Annotated in this window: 9 protein-coding genes; 1 reads left to right on the top strand and 8 read right to left on the bottom strand. The window is 64.9% G+C overall.

Annotated features, from left to right (window positions below):
* Nucleotides 1-104 precede the first annotated feature (104 nt).
* The 3 genes from ABZ478_RS06540 to ABZ478_RS06530 all read right to left on the bottom strand — a co-directional run bounded on the left by ABZ478_RS06540 (nucleotide 105) and on the right by ABZ478_RS06530 (nucleotide 3,395).
* Nucleotides 105-497 carry an ATP-binding protein gene (locus ABZ478_RS06540; protein WP_359545841.1) on the bottom strand — a complete coding sequence of 131 codons (393 nt, stop codon included), beginning with the start codon at nucleotides 495-497 and terminating at the stop codon, nucleotides 105-107.
* A gap of 98 nt (nucleotides 498-595) precedes the next feature.
* Nucleotides 596-1,447 carry a helix-turn-helix transcriptional regulator gene (locus ABZ478_RS06535; protein ID WP_359545839.1) on the bottom strand — a complete coding sequence of 284 codons (852 nt, stop codon included), beginning with the start codon at nucleotides 1,445-1,447 and terminating at the stop codon, nucleotides 596-598.
* A 124-nt stretch (nucleotides 1,448-1,571) separates the two neighbouring features.
* Entirely contained in the window at nucleotides 1,572-3,395 is a 1,824-nt protein-coding gene (locus ABZ478_RS06530) for an IS481 family transposase (RefSeq protein ID WP_359545922.1), read from the bottom strand.
* Nucleotides 3,396-3,995: 600 nt separating this feature from the next.
* Between ABZ478_RS06530 and ABZ478_RS06525 the strand changes: the two genes are divergently transcribed.
* Nucleotides 3,996-5,369, top strand: a complete 1,374-nt coding sequence (locus tag ABZ478_RS06525) for a hypothetical protein (protein WP_359545837.1) — start codon at nucleotides 3,996-3,998, stop codon at nucleotides 5,367-5,369.
* Between the two features lie 217 nt (nucleotides 5,370-5,586).
* Here ABZ478_RS06525 and ABZ478_RS06520 read toward each other — a convergent pair whose 3' ends face one another.
* The 5 genes from ABZ478_RS06520 to ABZ478_RS06500 all read right to left on the bottom strand — a co-directional run bounded on the left by ABZ478_RS06520 (nucleotide 5,587) and on the right by ABZ478_RS06500 (nucleotide 16,956).
* The gene (locus ABZ478_RS06520) at nucleotides 5,587-6,132 is read right to left on the bottom strand and encodes a Pycsar system effector family protein (RefSeq protein WP_359545835.1); all 546 of its coding nucleotides are present in this window, start codon (nucleotides 6,130-6,132) and stop codon (nucleotides 5,587-5,589) included.
* Between the two features lie 110 nt (nucleotides 6,133-6,242).
* The gene (locus ABZ478_RS06515) at nucleotides 6,243-7,175 is read right to left on the bottom strand and encodes a hypothetical protein (RefSeq protein ID WP_359545833.1); all 933 of its coding nucleotides are present in this window, start codon (nucleotides 7,173-7,175) and stop codon (nucleotides 6,243-6,245) included.
* Between the two features lie 864 nt (nucleotides 7,176-8,039).
* Nucleotides 8,040-11,015: a DUF499 domain-containing protein gene (locus ABZ478_RS06510; protein WP_359545832.1), complete on the bottom strand. Its 2,976-nt coding sequence runs from the start codon at nucleotides 11,013-11,015 to the stop codon at nucleotides 8,040-8,042.
* Between the two features lie 2 nt (nucleotides 11,016-11,017).
* Nucleotides 11,018-13,801, bottom strand: a complete 2,784-nt coding sequence (locus ABZ478_RS06505) for a DUF1156 domain-containing protein (RefSeq protein WP_359545831.1) — start codon at nucleotides 13,799-13,801, stop codon at nucleotides 11,018-11,020.
* Nucleotides 13,798-16,956 carry a helicase-related protein gene (locus tag ABZ478_RS06500; RefSeq protein ID WP_359545830.1) on the bottom strand — a complete coding sequence of 1,053 codons (3,159 nt, stop codon included), beginning with the start codon at nucleotides 16,954-16,956 and terminating at the stop codon, nucleotides 13,798-13,800. Before ABZ478_RS06500 ends, ABZ478_RS06505 begins: the two co-directional genes overlap by 4 nt.
* Between the last annotated feature and the right edge of the window lie 796 nt (nucleotides 16,957-17,752).

The following is a 17,752-nucleotide window of genomic DNA, read 5'->3' as shown; positions in this document are numbered from 1 at the left end:
GAACGCCGATCACGAAGAACCGGGACCGCCGCCGAGGCACACCACGAGGGCTCACCCACCACCGCCCGCGGGGAGACCGCCGACCGCCGCCGAACAGAGCACTATCACGCACCCTCCCGCGCCAGCTCGGCCCACACCGAACGGCCATCCGGCCAGGTCTTCACGCCCCAGTCCTTCGCGCAGGATGCGATCAGCAGCAGCCCGCGCCCGCCCTCTTCTTGACTGGTCACGTCACACAGATGCGGCACGCGTTCGCCGCCCTGGTCCACCACCTCGATACGCACGAGATCTCCGCCACCGAAGCAGACGACCACGAGGAACCAGCCGCCGGCCGAACCACTCAGCGAGTGCCGCACAGCATTAGTCGCAAGCTCGCTCACGACCAGGACGGCATCCTCGACGGGGCCGTGCCCGTCGAGCAGGGCAGCGACGAAGTGACGGGCATGCGCCACCTCTTCAGCCACACCAGGAAAGGCACGGCACCACTTGGACCGCATAGGAGACTCCTCCACCATCGTCTAGGGGACTAGACAGCGCAGCGGCAGAGTATTCCCACGAACGGCTCGCAGGCCAGGCATCTAGAGGAATTATTCCTCTAAGGGGTGAGGGTGTCTCCCAAGTCGCGGAACTCCTTCATCACCTGCAACAGCAGTTCCCGCACCTCACCGCCGAAGACCGCAACCTCCTCGAAGCGGCCGAACGTCTCCTCGTACGAGGCCACCTCGGCGGAGTCGGCCGATACCCGCTCAGCGCCGAACGTCTCGACCACGACCGCTCGCCGGTCGCACAACGTGAACCCATGGCGAGGCAGGACCGGCACCGGCCGACGCCAAGGGATGACCCCGAGCCGCACGGTGCTCAGACTCTCGACGGCCAGCAAGCGGTCTAGTTGAGCGAGCATCAGCGCCGGGGTCCCCGGCCACGTCCGCAGCACAGCTTCGGTCAGCACGAACACCGACTCCCGCCCCGGTTCGTACAGCACGCTCTGACGCTCCACACGGGCAGCAACAGCCCGGCCGACCGACTCAGCCGTCGCGTTCGGCGCACTCTCGAAGACGTGCCGGGCGTACTCCGCGCTCTGGAGCATGGCCGGCAGAACGACGCACTGGAACGAGCGCACGAGCCGTGCGGAGCGAATCTCATCATCAACGGCGGCACCAGCCGGGATCGCGCTGTCTGCCAGTTGATCGGAGTCGGCAGCTGCCTCCACCGCGGCCAGGAGGTCACGCACCTCACGGGCGGTCGACTCATCGAGGCCGAGGGCAAGCGAGAGCCGATCCAGCACATCGAGGCTCGGAACCATGCGCCCGGTCTCGACCTTGGACACCGTCGGCTGCCCCACATGGGCCCGCTGTGCCAGCACAGCACCCGTCAGGCCGGCCTCTGCACGAAGCGCACGAAGCCGCGTCCCAAGCACCCTCATCCGCTCTCGCCGTTCACTCCCCATGCCCAGGGTTCTACACCACGAGCCAGCAGACACCGGGACCACCAGCAGCAACAGCCAGCAGTCCGAGTGTCTAGTCCCAGGTGATGCCTGACGTTCTGGTCCCAGGTGATGCTTGACGGTGGGCCTAGACAACATCGGAAACTTCACGGGGCCTGTTCGCTTTCACGTTGCGGACCGGGACGTCGGTCGTGCGCCGGATGACCCGGACCTGGCCGTCCAGCTCGACGGTGAGCGTCGTGTCCGAGACGTGCACGGTCACGGTCTGGCCTGCGTAGGGGCGGCCGAGGGAGACGACCTGCCGGCAGACCATGACCGTGCCCACCGCGCTGATCCGCCGCTGCACTCGCACGGGCTCGACTCCGGGCCGTGGCGGCGGTCCGGCTGGCCGCAGGCCCCGCAGCCTCCGGACTTCCTCGCTGGTCAGCGGGTTGGGCCGCACCCGCAGCAGTTCCCGCGAGGACGGATCGAAGAACGACAGCGTCTCCTCATCGATGCGGACACCCACCTGGCGGCCGCCGAGGATCTCCGCCGCCAGCACCTGGTGCCCGCCCAGGCCCACCAGGCCGCTGTTGTTCACGACCCGGTCCACCTCGAACGCGGCCCCGTCACCGGCCGGCAGCGGGGCCGGTCCCGCCGCACGTCCGCCCCGGGCCGCCAGCCGTCCCAGATCCGCCGCCGACAGGTGGGACCGCACGGTCTTGATCCGCGTCCCGGCGATCAGCAGATGGATCACCTGCGTGTCGGCCCAGAACGTCACCGTCAGTCCTGAGCGGGCCGGACCCAGCCAGAACTGCTTGCCCGCCACCTGCAGATTCCCACTCGCAGGCACCACCCGCTCGAACTCCACCGGCCCACCGGACTCCACCGGCACCACCGCCGGCACCTCAGGCAAGGCGGCAGGAACCTCGCAGGCTTCGGTCGCAGCCGGCTCCGGATCCTCTCGGGGTGTCCGCTGCTGCGGCACCAGCGCCAGCACTCCAGGGATCTTCAGGCCCAGTACGTCCCGCTCCTGCTCGGCAACCGGGGTGAACCGGTCTCCCGGAGACTGCATGTCCAGGGCCTGATGCGGCCGCGAGGAGTTGTACTCCTCCACCCACGCATCCAGTGCCGCCTGAGCCGCCTCGATGCTCTCGAACGCCCCACAGTCGTCGAGGAGTTCACGCCGCAGTGTCTGATGGAACCGCTCGACCTTGCCCGTCGTGGTCGGCGACGCCGGCTGGGTGAGGCGGTGCGCGATCCCGTTCTCCCGGCAGATCCGGTCGAACAGCACCTCACCACCCTGCCCGAACCGGTCGGTGAACTGCTTGCCGTTGTCGGTCAGCACCTCCTCCGGCACCCCGAACCTCTGCAAGGCCCGGACGAAGGCCGCGCAGACCGCACGTCCGGTCGCCCGCTCGACCACCGACGCGATCACGCAGTACCGGGAATGGTCATCCACACCGGTCACGACCTTCGCCTCGGTCAGCTCGCCGGTGACCGGGTCGACGAGCATCACGCCGCCGACGATGTCCATCTGCCACAGCTGCATCGGGCGGTCCCGCTGCCAGCGCTTGTAATCCGACCGCTTCCGACGCCGCACCCCCGGCTCCACCAACCCGTGACGGACCAGGATCCGATACACGGTCATCCGTGATGGCACCGGGCTCACCGTCCCGGACCGCTCCAGCACATGAGCGATCCGCCGCGGACCCCACTTCGGGTGCTTGCGCCGCAGCTCACACACGGCCGCCTCGACCTCGGCAGAGGCCTGATGCGGACACGACGCCGGCCTGCGCGAACGATCCGCCAACCCCGCCAGACCCGAAGCCTCATACCTCGACTTCCAGCCGCTGACCGTCTGCCGCGACACCCCCAGCGACGCGGCGACCTCGGTCACCGTCGCACCCGCCAGCACCGCCAAGACAGCCCGGTATCTCTGCTCGACAACCGACAACTCCACCAGCGCCAATCCCGGCCTCCCCACACGCACCGCAATGACGCGCACAGAAAAGCCGATCACGGCCACTGTCAACCATCAGCTGGGACCGAAGTGTCAAGCATCTCCCGGGACCGGACAAGGCCGCGGGGACCTGTCGAGTAACAACTTCCGTCACGGGTTCAAGGCGGCTCGCTCCGCTCACCGCGCGCGGCCCGGCCCCCGGCCGGGCCTGCGCTCCTGTCTCCGCCCCGCTCCAGCCCGGCCGGCGCCCGGGCCGCGCTCAGAACAATCAGCCACTTGAGGTGAGAGAAGAAGTACGTCGTGGCTGGGGCGGTCGGCTCCACGGCTCTACGGAGCCACTTTGGCGCGAGCCTCGAACATCATGGCCCCCAACGTCGTGCTTCACCAGGCAGGTCCACAGACTGCCCGACACGCCGGAAGCTTACGGGGCCATGATCGCTCGCGCCAAAGCAGCGCCACCCCAAAGCCGTTCCCCCGACCGCTGCCTCATCCTGTCGTCTTTGATCGGACATAAGCGCTTCCCGCCGCGTGCCCTCACAACGTTCATGCCCCGAGCACGAACGACCGGGAGTAGCATCGGCACCGCAGGATCACGTGAGGTGGGGGTAAATGAACGGGTCCCAACGTCCCTATTTTCTTTTGATCGGGACAGATAATAGGGAATTCTCCGATAGTAAGCTGAAGGTATCTGGGGCTCGCTACCGTCGGAAGAGCCTCTACTCCGATGCCGCGAACTGGGAAAAGATCATCGAGATCCTTGAGGATCCCAGCTTGACTGCCGTGATCGGAAAGCTGACAGGTAACATCTTCAATATGATGGCGGCGCTCCGATATCGCGATGTCGCCGCGCGCCTCTTCGCCGCCATTGGAAAGAAACCTAATCTAATCATGGTTCACAAGCAGGTCCTAGAAGGGGAGGAGGTGATCCCGGAACCTCTCGTGGTAGCGATAGACGATGATCTAACCTTTAATTCCTCCGAAGAATTCCGCCGCGCGTTCCTCGCCGTGCCGAGCCCGGAGGTCCGCACACTCGTCCTGCAAATGATTTCCGCTGCTGGCGTTTCACTGCTCCCGTATACGACCAATGCAGAAATGGCCACTCTATCCGGGTCTTTCATAGATGACCATGAGAACAATTTGTTGTTTCGAATCTACGTTCCGACGGGACGCCTCTACGCATCAGAAGCGGATCGACTTCTATCGCTCTTCCATGATTGGTTGACGCAAGTGGGCCGCCACTCCGTGAGGCAAGACGGCTACAGCACCGCTTCAGGGCACGTCTATGAATTCTATGGCGATGAATCTCTCTTGCCCCAGGAGATGTCTCGCCAGTTCAGTGATTTTTCCGCTTTCCTCGATCTCTGCGCGAAGGACCCTGACACAGCAGAAGATGAGCTACGGGCGAAGGGCATCGAGAGGGTTTCAGCCTCTAGCATCGTTACGCGATACGGAAAGTCGGTGCGAAGGATTAATACGGACCTGCGTCACGAGCGTGAATCTCGAATGCTGGCCATCCGCCACCGCCTAGAATCGGAACTCCTAGAGCTTTCAGAAGATGGAGCAGTAAGCTCCAGCGATGTTGAAGCTTGGGTTGATTCCCTCACTCCGGTGGCTTCAGCTACCATTCCAATGGGAGCTATTTCGAGTATTCCGGCAGCTCGGGTATCGAATGGTACCGTCGTGACGATAAACCAACAAATCTTTCATGGTCTCCAAGGGTCTGTCGTTCAGAATATTCAGGGGACTGTCAACCTGGGGGCAGAGGCTAAGGAGCTTCTTGAGTTGATTTCCACCCACGGGGGTGACAATGCAGCATCACTTGAAACGTCCGTGCATGAGCTTGAGGACCCGGATGCGCGTCAAGCGGATCGGCTCAGTGCCAGGGCGAAGCTAAGTGCCTTCCTGTTGCGGTTGGGTGGAGCAATCGAATCGGCAAGTATCGCCGCTCTGCAAAAATACGTGGAATCAAAGCTGGGAGTGTGACTCGGCAGCAGCCTGGTGATCGCCCGAGCACAACAGTGAGGTGCAAGAGCCAGGGGGCTACTGAGCGGGCTGCGCACCACATCCGCACCGTAAGCAGCGGCTAGCTACCCGTGGGCTTTCTCCTTGTAGTGCGCGCTCGCGTTCGTGTGGCGCTTCGCATGCTCGGCGCCGACCTGTCGTCCAGCCCGGCCGGCGCCCGGGCCGCACCCTTGTCCTGCTAGCGGGTAGCTATGATCAATGCAATCAAGGCCAAGCAGACTAGACCTATACGCAGAGCTCGGATTGCATGGTTAGCCCATAGGTACTTCCTATTCGCGACGAGAGAGTTCGCGTGAACCTGACGAGCGATGTGATCAGTGATCTCTCGGTCGTTGCCCGTAAGCGCGGCCAACACCTGCGCGTATGTCGGTGCATCGTGCTCGTATAGACGCTTAACGTCGCCGTAGAACAGCAGGTTCGTGGGGCTGCGCTCAGCCTCAGACTGTACGGACTCGGTCTCACCTTCGCTAGGAGGCGTATGTCGCCCCGCCCACAAACCGCGCAATTTCGTGCGCAGCTCACCACTCAGAGGAGGTTTCAGCTGGGGCGCAAGAGCTGCCATGGCAAGCAATCCGGCAATGAAGATTGCCAGACAGCCAACAACCGCAACGAGGTCAAGGATGATTCCGGGGTTGCTCTGGTCCTTGAGCAGGTTGTAGGCGACCCCTCCGGCGACACCAGCAGCGGCCAGTGTCGCAACGCTCTTAGTCTCGGCGTGTTTCACCCAATCGTTGACCAGGCTTAGCGCCTTCCACGCGTGCTCCGGTTGGAGGGTACTCGGGGCAGAGGTGCCTTGCTCAGCCTCTCCGCCAGATGGGGGGCCTTGCCGCGGCATCACGAGGTGAATCCGGCACGTCGCGCTCGGAGCGCCTCGCGTTCGTGTTGCGCCTTCGTCCAGATTGCCTCACGCATTCGCGCTGAAGCGGCCGCCTTTTTCAAGTGACCGACATCGTCACGCTTTTTCTCACCTCGCAGGACGGCGGCGCAGTACTCCTCTCCATGGATCGCGCACCAAGAGGAGCTCAATACGCGCCCCTGAGCCTCCGGATCTCCGTCAGGGAGCCGATCAATGGTGTGGTCTACCCAGAGCGTGTCGGACGGACCCTCACCGCACGGACAGGTGTAAGCCAGGTAATCGTTCTTCTCGACACGGTCCCACACGCTGCCGGTAACGGCCATGAGGTGCCGATCGACCGACTGTGCCGCTTTGGCCGCATAGTTGACAGCCTTGCCTGCCCAGACCGGCTCTTGCTGATTGACGTTGCGCGGCGTACCGACCCGCTTGACTAGGAGACGACTGGAGGCGATGCCGACTTTGAATCCCGTGCTCGGCAAAGCGGAGTCGTTCGGCCACCGAGCTTCAAGCCGCTTTACCAAGTCAAGACTAAATCTCTTGACCGTGATTCCGGCGGTCAGCGCGCGCTCGTACCGGCGGTCCCCCCAGAAGAGGGCAAAGGCTCCGTCACCCTGAATCGCCAGGAAGTCGGCCTCGAACTCGTCAAAGATTCTGACGACTCCACCTGTGCTGGCTTCGTAGATGCTGGCGGTGCTTGCAGCCCATTTCCCGGTGCCCAACTTCGTCGAGCCCTTCAAGTCCGCCACGACGGCAACCGCGTCGGTGACCTTGTGCCATTTCCGAGCGGTGATCGGCAGCGCCGACACATCAAGGCTGTGCCCCTTGTCCACCACTTCCGGGGTGGACGCGAACTCGTCCTTCGCCTTCTGGTCGAGCTCCTCGATCAGGTCCTCGAGCTTTACGTCAGTCACGGGCGTCCCCTCCCACTCGGTCCTACGGCTTCTACGGTACGGGAGGGGTATGACAAAGCCTGGTGAGTGCGAACCAGCCCGTCTCAACCAGCCATGGACCAGGAGGCCACGGCCCACTACGTCATTGGCCGGCCGTCGTGGCTTGCTCTGGTCGACGGCACCGCAGCGTGGCTGAGGCTGGTGGGGGTGCAGCGAGGCACACGCGCGCCAGGTCGGTCGGCGCCCTCGCCGTCGTGGCTAACTGTCGTCGGCTGAGGCTCAGACGGGCGCATCGGAGGTGCCGACCGTACGTCGAGCCGCCGAAGCTGGGCCGTCCGAGGTCGCTCAACAGTGGCCAAGGACGACCAACGACAACCTGCAGCCGGTCAAGCACGCCACTCCTAATGGGACGCATACGGGCCGGAGGAGAGACTGCGGTCCGCAGCCGCCGGCAGGTGAGCACTACCTGCTCCGGAGCCGTTCGAGCTCTGCTGTCAGACCGTGCCCCTGCTGGTCGGCCGGGAGGCCGTGACTGTCCGATGAGATGGCGTTGCCCGCCGGGTTGTTGGGCGTGAGCACTGGATCCATTAGGGCGCGAGCCGTGTCTGACAGCAAAACCCCGGCTTCCTAAGATCCCCGACAAGACCCAAGGCAAGAAGAAGTAGCCAGCCCGACCCTGCCTCCTGACTACAGCGTTCGCGTAGGCAGGAGGCTAGAAGGGTCCTGCGCGAGCCTCAGCACGCCGAATCAACCAGTCGGCGAGTTGAGCCGATTTCGCGTCCTCGTTGTCCCTGAGCCGCCGGCCAATCGCGGGTCGGCTCAGGCTAGCCCTCTGGCCGGCTGCGCGTAATACCAGTGCTTTGGCATTCGCTCACGCCCGGCTGGTCAGAAGTCGTCGTCCTCGACCCGAACGCGTGCACCTGCCTGTTGTGCCTTCTGCTCGATAGCCCCCTGGGCGCCCTCAGACGTAATTAGCGTGACGCTCAGACTAATGAGCTGGTGGTTAGTTCCAGGTGCATCAATGACCTTGCTCAGTTCCTTGAGGAGTTGCCAGACCTGCTCACGAGAATCCGGAGCGGTGATGCTGCGGTTGGTCAGGTCGATGATGTACCGCTTAAAGGAGGTGAGCTCCGGGTTGCTCGGAGCGGCATCTTCGGTGCTGGCCTCGCTCGCCTGTCCCGTCGTGGCCCGGTACTCCTGGTCGTCGACGCCAAACAGCTTGCTGGGCTCTCCGCCGCTGACTGGCCCGGCTGGCTGCCTAGGGATCGAGATCGTCGTGGTGCTCTTGGACGCACCACCGGCTGCGGGCACGGTCTCGGCCACTTTGACCGCGCGGCGAAGATTCTGGCTAATGGAGCCGATCGAGATATGTTCCGGAGAGGCGATGGCGAGCTTGTTGCCGTCGGAGTCTGCCAGTTCCCAGCCGTTGCGAAGCAGAGCAAAGATTGCCTGGCGTATCTCGTCGGTCGCGGCAACCAGGGGGAACATGGGGTTCTTGTAGAAGGACTGGACGACTTCGCGCGGCGTAAGGGTGCGCTCGAAAGTGTCCAGCAGGGCTGCCAGATAGTCCGCCGAGAGGCCTGCCGTGTTCGTTGCGCGACCAGCCTCGATGAGTGCTGCCCACACCTGGTCCCCGCGCAGGGATGACTTGCTGTCGTCGTCGAACCGCTTGAACTCCACATGCAGCCCGTCCGAGGCGCGGACGAGGTAGGCGTAGTGCTGGAAGGCCTTCTCGATGTCCTTCTTGAGTTTGTCCTCAGCCTCGGTCACCTTGGTGGTGGCCTCGCGGAACTCGTCGACGTCCTCGGGGTTGATCTGCTTAAGGACACTGCGCCAGGCAAGGACCTCCCTGGCGCGCTTGCGCGCCACGTCCCGCCGCTGTGTGTTCACGCAGGCCACGACACAGCTGGCGGCATTATCCACGCGCAGCGCGTCGGGTCCGAGCCCGAGCAGAGCTGTAATCTCAGCGCGGCTAAGGGTGTCCTTGCCGTTGAGCAAGGTCCAGCGACGCGAGTCGAGCACGACGAGGCGGGTGACGGCCGAATCCACTCCGTCGAACGTGCGCTGGAGGTCGATATCCCCGGTCGCGGACGGCGCGTCAATAAAGCGAATCTCGTCGAAGATACCGCGCCGAGCGAGTCTCTGCGTCTGCTCCCAGACCAGCTTTCCGCAAGAGGGTGGGTCCACGAGCGCGAGGGAGGCCGTGAAGTACATCCTGAGCGTCTGCCTGATGGACAGGTAGTAGCGCCCGGGTGCGTTGGTCGGCTGAGTGATCTCAAGAGCGCCGAGCCCGTCCTCGCCAGTAAGGGCGTTGAAAATCTCCTCGGCATCGGTGTAGGGGGTACCGGGGGCCGGAGTCGGCTCGAAGATGGCCGCAAGCATCTCGGCCTTTGTCGCCCCCCGACCGCCGCGCGGGCGGGCGACCATCGAGTAGCAGAACAGGGCGGTGGCCATACGCACGCCCGCGTGGTCCTGGCCGGCGGTGACACCGGCAGCGCGCAGCCGCTGGTCGATGGCAACGGCGCGTCCTGCAGACCCGTCGGTGCTGGTGATGTCCGTGGTGGCGACGGAGCGATAGCCCTGGATGGCCCGGTCGTTGCCCATGAAGAGACCAGAGGACAGCAACTGCTCAAGGGCGGTAGTGAGGGGGATGTCGCCGACGCCGATGAGGGCCGGCGCCCAGCGCCCGGCTTGGTGCTCGGTGACCCAGTGCAGCGCGGTCCGTGCGAAGATCGCGACCGTGGAACGAACACGCTGGAAGTTCTGGACCTGGGACCACTCCTCTCGCACGAGTCGCATGAGCTCGGGGTGGAAGGGGTAACTTGCCTCGACTCGCTCGGCGAAGCCGGTCAGCGCGCGGTTCGGACCGAGCTTGTCAAGCACCTTGTCTCGCCAGGCCGTATCGCTCGCCGTGTCGTACCGCCTGGCCACGTCCGACGCTGCAGCGCCCACGTTGGCCGGCTCGAACAGACGGCGCTGGATGATCGAGGCGAAGTCGTGGGACTCAGTCACCGCGACTCTGCCGTCCGGGCCGTTACGCACGAGCCGGTCGGAGACATAGCTGCGGAAGTCATCAGCTAGCGGTGGGTAACCACGCTCATCGAGCTCGCTGCGTATCATGACCACGACACATACGACGCGGGGAACGTCGTCGCAGGCGTCCATGAGGGCGTTGAGGAACGCCTTCTCGTTGGGCATGCGGTCGACGTTGGTCGCGTCCGCGAGCTGCAGCACGTAATCCATCAGCTCGTCGAGCAGGATGAGTACCGGCCGTCCCGCGTCACTGAGCGCCTGCTGCAGCGTCCCCTTATTTGGGCCGCTCTTGACGTAGCGCTTATAACGGTCCATGTCGCCGCCGGTCAGCGACCAGAGGAACCGCTCGAACAGGTTCGTGGCCGGGCCGAATGTCTCGCTGGGCCTGCCCGGGCTGAAGTAGTCGGCCGTGAGGACAACGGCTTGGGCACCGGTGAGGTCTACATCGCGGCCGCCCTGCCCCGCTTCAGTGCGGACCTTACGGCCTAGCTCCGTGGCGAAGAACTCTTGCGGCGAGTTGGCCATGTGGTAGAGCCCGACGAGGGCATGGCTCTTGCCTCCGCCCATGCCTTGGTCCAGGTGGAACAGCGCTGTGGTCTCGGCGTCGGTACCCAGCCGACGGGCGACACGGCTAAAGAAGCCGACGAGGTTCGGGGTGGGCTGGGTGATGTCGCCGTAGTAGTCAACCTTGCGGTAAGGCACTTCAACGGTCTGGTAGACGGCCTTGTGCAGGCTCATCTGCAGCTCGCCCACTGAGCCGTCGGACGCAGTGACCTCGGGCCGGAGCGTGAGGACGTCGGCCCAGTGCGAAGCGGTGCCGGTCGACATGCTCAGGACTCCTTAATGGTGAACGGAAGGGTGGGCTGGTCAACGCGCTCGCTGGCGGCGAGCTCGGTGGCGACGCGGTGCGCAAGGTTGGCGATGGTGCCAGCGTTGCGCTGAACGGCTGTGAGAGCCTTGGCCACTGTGTCGCTGGGAGGCAACTGCGCGAGGATCTCCCCGACGACGGCCCACAGGTGCGCGTCAGTGGGCTGCCGGTCAGACTCAGCGACGACAGCGGCAACGCCTTCGGTGGCGCCCTGGTCCCAGGCGGCGGCCATAGCCCGGACCACCTCGAACGTCGAGGACTTGTCGCTGATAGCGCTCGGGGCGTCGAGACGCAACTTGAAGCCACTCTTGCTCTCCGTGAGCAGCGCGCCGCGCAGATCCTCCAGGCGCAGGTTATCCGCCTGCGCCTGAAATCGGGCCTCACCCTTGGGAACGTCCGAGCGTGCGAAGAGCCGCTGCCAGAAGACCGCGAAGCGGGTGGGCGCGTCGAATGTCTCAAGCGGCAACTCGTCCAGCTTGAGCGCTGTTGCGTCGCGGACCGCGGTGCGCGCCAACTTGAGGTAGCGGTCGAGTTCGGCCTGGCTGCCGTCGGGCTTGAGAATTTTGGCGTAGCGGCCGTAGACCTCCATCGCCGGTCCGTAGGCTGCCATGAGCTGGTCAGTGAGGGCCAGGCCGTCACGGTCCCATTCCCGTACGGCGGTCTTGACCCGCTCGGCAACCTCACGGTCGACCTGAGCGGCGGTTGCGACTGGCCGGTTCGAGGCGGCAACGCGGCAGCCGATCGCGACTGTGACCTTGATGCTCGCCACCCCGGTCGAGGACGTCTCGGTCCTCGACGGCCAGGAGCTGGTCACCACGAAGCCGGCATCGCGCAGGGCTCCAAGTAGCCGTCGCCACGCGTCAGGGTCGGAGTGCCCGAACACAACGACAAGGTGGCCATCCGCGCGCAGCACGCGCCGTGCCTCGCCGAACGCACGGCTAAGCATCTGCTCGTAGAAGTCGCGAGTCCGGTGCTCACCTGGGGCGTTGCCGCGCTTGACGATGATCTCGTCGGCCTTGTCCTGCAACCCTGGAACATCGAAAAGATCGGGGAACACGTCGAAAAGGCAGCGCTTCAGCCAGACGTGAAAAAGATCCGACGCGTCGGCGTAGTCGATCATGTTGTAGTACGGCGGGTCAGTTACGACCGCATCCACCGACCCGTCGCGGAAGGGGAGGGCTATCGCGGAAGCTCGACGGAATCGGCCCGGTCGTCCTGCATCACTTCCCTGGATGACCTTCTTGAGCGCCTGCAGGCCGCTGTCAGTGACGCTGTCCCAGGTACCCGGCCCGGTGCCCGGCCCGGCCTCAAGGTAGTCGAACTGGAAAGACACCTTACTCTCGTCCGCGAAGATGTCGTGGACCTGGACCCACGTGCCCTTGCGCGAGGCGTTGCCACCGAATGCGGCGAGCTTTGCACCTCGAGTCGAGCGCCGGAGTCGTCGCTGCATGTTCGCTGCAGCGTAGGCCGTGAGCGCGTCCGCGTAGTCGGTGGTGAGTCGCGCAGCCAAAAGGTCGGTGCGAATACCGCGGATGGCGCGGACTGTCTCTACGAAGAGAAGGGCCTGTCGGTCGTTCATAAGAGCGCCGTAGGTGCGGTATCCGTAGCCACTGGCCCGGATTGTGTCTTGATTGCCAGGCGGGATCGCCTCGTCCGGAACAGCAGTGAAAGGGCCGAAGCCGTCGAGCCGGGCAAGGTCGACGGACTTGGCGGCTGTAATCTCGTCAGCCGTCGGGGCGCGGAATGTCTTGCCGACCCCCTCGTTCTCCTCACCAACGGCAATGATTTCGTCCTCATATTGGCCGGCGAAACCCTTCGCCTTGACGGTGTCGAGCGTGTGGACGTGTCCGCAGGACGGAAACGGGCAGCGGGCGCTCTTACCCTTGCGGCCCGCCGCGGCTGAGAACGTCGGCTGCTGGGCGGGGTCCCCGTCCACCACCTGGGAACGCCATCGGTCCCCGTCGATGACGAGCTCGAGCGACTGCCCGAAGTCCCCCTCACGCCCGGAAGGAAACTGCAGCCGCATGCTGCCGATGAGCGGGAAGCGCCGACGGCACTGGTCACAGGGGATGCTGACGGCCCACAGATAGGCCCAGGGCACCTTGCCGCGGCTATTTGCCGGGTAGTAGGGCGCGACAGCCTTGGCCACACGCTTGTTCACTTCAGCGAGTACGGCGCGGACGTCGCGCAGCAGTCGAGGCTCATCGTCGCTGAAGAGTGTCTCTTCCGACTCAGCTCCGCTGGCGAAAGGAACGGCAGCCTCGGTCGACCAGTCGCGCAGCGGGTAGTCGGCCAGGAGGCGCCCACCCATTGTTGCGACCGGGCTGAGGTCCGTTCCGACCGCGGTCACGCCGAGGCGCGCTGCTTCGAGGGGGATGATGCCTCGGCCACTGAAGATATCGAGTACGACTGGGCGACCGGTGGGGTACTCCTCCGCGATGGCTTCGCGCAGACGACGCAGCGCAGTGGGGTTGCCCGCTTCGATGGCCGATCGGACATCTGCGTGAAGATCTTCGCGGTCAGGCAGCAGGGTGGTCAGAACGGCGGCGCGGGCCTGCGCGATGGGACGAGAGGCAAACCAGGTGAAGAGTGCCTTTTCGCTGCGGCCGGATCCCGCGGTGGTACCGACGGAGGCGTCGACCGATGAGCACGGGAACCAGTGGTCGATGAGGCGGCTGTGCACGTCACTGACGCGATCCGAGGTGGCCGCTGTGTCCGTCGACGGCGCCTTGGTGGTTGTGGTCACCGCTGCTCTCCCATCAGCCGACGCAGGTCGGCAACCTTGATCTGGAACCGCTCGATGCGCCGTGGCCCGGTGGCTAGAAGCTTGGCTGGGTCCTGGGCGCGGACGAGGACTGTCGGGGATGTGGCGCAGTCGGCCACGACGTAGAGCCAGTAATCTCGACCGCGCTGCTGCGCCTGAGCCCACTCGTGCTGCTCCAGCCACACCGGTTCCAAGCCCGCATGGAAACCCTTGACCTCGACAAGGCGTTGCTCTCGGGTCGTGCGGTGCCGGGCAAGCAGGTCGTAGCCGATACCAGCGGACTGTCGGTCGTCCACGTCGAAACCGAGCCGGTCAAGCTCGGCCAAGACTGTGGCCACCGCGACTGCTTCGCTGTCGGGGTCGTAGCCAAGCTGGTCGACGAGGGCCTCACCGACAACGTGTGCCCAACCGACCAAGCGGGGAGCGCTCTGCCCGATCTTGCTGATGTCTTCAAGCTGGGCGAGACGGTGGCGCTTAAGCTCCTCGAAGCGGGACATCCGCTCACGCCGTTCCGTGGCTGGCAGCTCTTCGAGCTCGTCCATATATCGGTACTCGACCTGGTCGAGCTGCTGGCGCGCCTTGTCGACCCACGCCTCCCGCTCCGCGCGGGCGCGGGCGACCTCCCGTGTAAGCGCCGCCCGGGCTTCCAGCGCACTGTCGTGCCGCAGCGCCGGAGATAGGGGCGGCGCGACATGGCTGGAACCGGTGGGCCTGAGCAACATTAGGGACTCCCAGGCGCTCTCGAATGCCCCGGCGCCGGAGTACCGAATGAGGACCGGGGACTTGCGCCGCTGCCGGCGGATGCCGTCATGTACCTCGACCTCGGCGTCGTAGACCAAGACGGTGTAATTCGTCAGCGACGCGGGGTCGCTGAGGACCGTGCCCCGAATGAGCTCGCTCTCGCCAGTACGCAGGGCGAGGTCGGTCAGTTCGGCGAACGACTCCTCGGTAGGCCCAAGCACAACGACGTCATCCAGCCCCTGAGAGCCGTCGTTGATCGCCTGCCTAACAGAGGCACCGTCAGCAGCAACGAGCGCCTCGTGCGCACCGCCGAGTGTCGGCGGTAGCAGCCGGGCCGAGGTGACGCGGCGGATGCCCTTGGCCGGCCCCGGACCGAGACGCCACTGCTCTGCACGGGCGAGCTGGTCGACGAAGCCATCGACGATGACCGGGTTGATCGCTTCCAGGCGGTCGCTACGGAACCGGTCGAGGGCGGCCTCGGTGTTGGCGGGCGTGTGGAGCCGATCCTCGTCGCTCACCAACTCTCGTGCTTTGGACAGCAACTCGGCTGTGCCCGGAACGGTGACGGCCTGACCGGCTTGAGCGTCGATGAGCGCGCGGGTGTAGTCGAAGCCAGCTCGGGCGGCGGTTGCGTCGAGCAGGTCGAAGATCCGTCCGTCGAGCGCCTCTCCGGCGGCTTCCAGGTTGCCGAGCATGACCTCCTGGACCCGGCCCTCACGGGTATCGGGCGCAACGAGGTGGTAGATATGCACCGGCTTGGTCTGGCCGATGCGGTGCAATCGGCCCATGCGCTGTTCGAGGCGGACCAGGGACCACGGAATGTCCCAGTTGATCATGACGTGGGCAGATTGCAGGTCGATGCCCTCGCCGCCGGCGTCGGTCGAGACCAGAACCTGGAACTCACCGGCAAGGAAACGCTGCTGAAGCTGGTCGCGCTCATGGTGCCTGACTGCACCCTCGAGGGTCTCGACGCTGTACCCGGCGTGCGTGAACTGACTGGCGAGCCAGCGGGCAGTGTCGGCGAACTCGGTAAAGATGAGCAACTGACCCTGGCCCGGCACGATGCCATGCTGGGTGAGGAGCTTCTGGCTGCGTAGCCACTTCGTGGACGGGCCAACAGTAGTGGCAAGTCGAATGGCGTCGATGACCCCGTCGATCGCCGTGAGCTCCTCGCTCTTGCTGCGGCTGCGGGCGTTGACGACGATCCCCTCGGCGCGCTCCCACACCTCGTCGTCCTCGACGGCAAGGTTGACCGACCCGTCGCCCTGCGTGAACTCGTCAGGTATGGGGCCATCGACCCGGCTGGACGCCGGCCCCTTGAGGGCCTCGTGCCGTCGCGTGATCGTAGCGGCGGCAGCCACCAGTGCAGAGGCAGCCCGCTTGCCGTAAATCGAGCGGGCCAGGGTCGCATTCTCGCCGTAGTACGTGTCGACGTAGTCCATCACCGCGGTGTAGGCCGCGAGTTCGTGGCCACTAAGGTCGACGGACACCGTCTCGGCGTACCGAGGCGGGAAGAGATCATTGCCGTCGAAGTCCTTCAGTTCCTCCTTCATCCTCCGCAGGAAGGACAGAGTCGAAGGCCTCAGCGCAGTGTCGTACTCGGTCTTCCGCGGGTCCCAGGGGTACAGCGTGGGATCCAGGAGGCTCAGCAGGCCACGGAAGAAGTGCTCCTTACCTCGGTGCGGCGTAGCGGTGAGCAGCAACAAGTGGTGGGTGCGGTTCGCCACTTCCCGTGCGGCGCCGAGGTATTGGGACGTAGGCGTCAGCCGGTGCGCTTCATCGAAGACCGTTAGCGACCACGACGCCCGGGCCCCAGAAATCTTGCGCCTAACGTCCGGGTTGTAGGTGTACAGATCCACGCTCACGACCCACACGCTGACGCGCGGATCGAGGTCACGCGGGTCTCTGGCGACGTCAGGAGTGACTGTGGCCGCCTCGATCGCGAAATAGCGACGCAAGTCCCGCTTCCACTTCTCCACGAGGTGCGCAGGCACGATGATCACGGTCCTGCCAGGTATCAAACCTCGCCGCGTACCCTCGGCGATGTACATACCTGTCATGATCGTCTTGCCGGTGCCTGGTTCATCAGCGAGCAGGAACCGCAGGCGTGGCTGGGCCAGCATGTGGCTGAACACCGCCTCGTCCTGGTGCGCGTAAGGCCGCAGCGGGCGTGTGGCGAGGACAGCGGACCGGATGCGGGGGACGGCGTACTGCATCCACCGCCCCCACAGTGCGGCGAGCGCCCGGGCAGGATCACCACCGGCGTCGTTGACAGGCACAACAGCCGCATGCAACTCAACGAGGCTCAGAGCAACGTCAGTGAGCGTGCCGTCACTGCGGCGCACGACGAGGTCGGCTCCATCGCCAGCGCCGGTAGCCGCGACGACGGTAGCCATCCCGCCGTCGATGAAGAGTTGGCTACCAGGGGACGGTAGATCGTTCAAGTCCGTCCCGCTCATAACTAACCCCGCTCGCGACTTACAATCCCACCCGACAACACACCTGCTAGAAGTCCCTCGCGGCGCTCACTACCCCCTGAACACCAGAGAAAATCGTACCGAACTGTACGTGTTCCTGGGAGAGTTGGTGACCACAGACCTCTGGACCGCCGCCCTTGAGCATGTCGCCGACGTACCCAGCGGCGACGAACATCGCTGGTGAGCGGTTATGTGGATCATCATGCACGCCGTGGAGGTCTCGTGGTGATCACGTGATCAAAGTGTAATCTACATGAAGCAGCATCACGAGAACGACGGACCTGCACTCGTGAGCATTCGTCAGCACGGATGCCCCGGCGACAACGAGTGCACCTGCGGGTCTCTGAACGTGAGCTGCCAGCCCTCCCGGTATCGGCTTGGACTGGCCGACACCGTCGAACCTGGAACCCCAGTAGCTGGCGCTGACCAACTCGGTCGTCCGTGGACCATCCGTGGACGGGAGCAGGTCATAGCGAACTCTGAACAGCTGTGACCAGCACAGATACTGTGGAATCAATCGCCCTCCGGAGCCGTGTGCGCAGGTTCGAATCCTGCCGGGGGCACCCAGCATGAGGTGCCCAAAGACCCCGTCACCAGCGGAAACGCTGAGGCCGGGGTCTTCGCGTATGTGCCGGCGGTAGGCCGCCTGCAGCAGCCGTGTGCCGAGGTTTCCAGGTGGAGGGTGGACGGGATCTTGATTCATTGCCTCAGGTGA

The organism is Streptomyces sp. NPDC005706 (genome assembly GCF_040631045.1).
Classification (GTDB): Bacteria; Actinomycetota; Actinomycetes; order Streptomycetales; family Streptomycetaceae; genus Streptomyces.
This window is presented reverse-complemented; position numbering and strand designations above follow the sequence as displayed.

Excerpts from the sequence above, each read along its gene's own strand:
- ABZ478_RS06510 (WP_359545832.1), bottom strand. The coding sequence starts at position 11,015 with ATGTCGACCGGCACCGCTTCGCACTGGGCCGACGTCCTCACGCTCCGG.
- ABZ478_RS06535 (WP_359545839.1), bottom strand. The coding sequence starts at position 1,447 with ATGGGGAGTGAACGGCGAGAGCGGATGAGGGTGCTTGGGACGCGGCTT.
- ABZ478_RS06500 (WP_359545830.1), bottom strand. The coding sequence starts at position 16,956 with ATGGCTACCGTCGTCGCGGCTACCGGCGCTGGCGATGGAGCCGACCTC.
- ABZ478_RS06540 (WP_359545841.1), bottom strand. The coding sequence starts at position 497 with ATGCGGTCCAAGTGGTGCCGTGCCTTTCCTGGTGTGGCTGAAGAGGTG.
- ABZ478_RS06525 (WP_359545837.1), top strand. The coding sequence starts at position 3,996 with ATGAACGGGTCCCAACGTCCCTATTTTCTTTTGATCGGGACAGATAAT.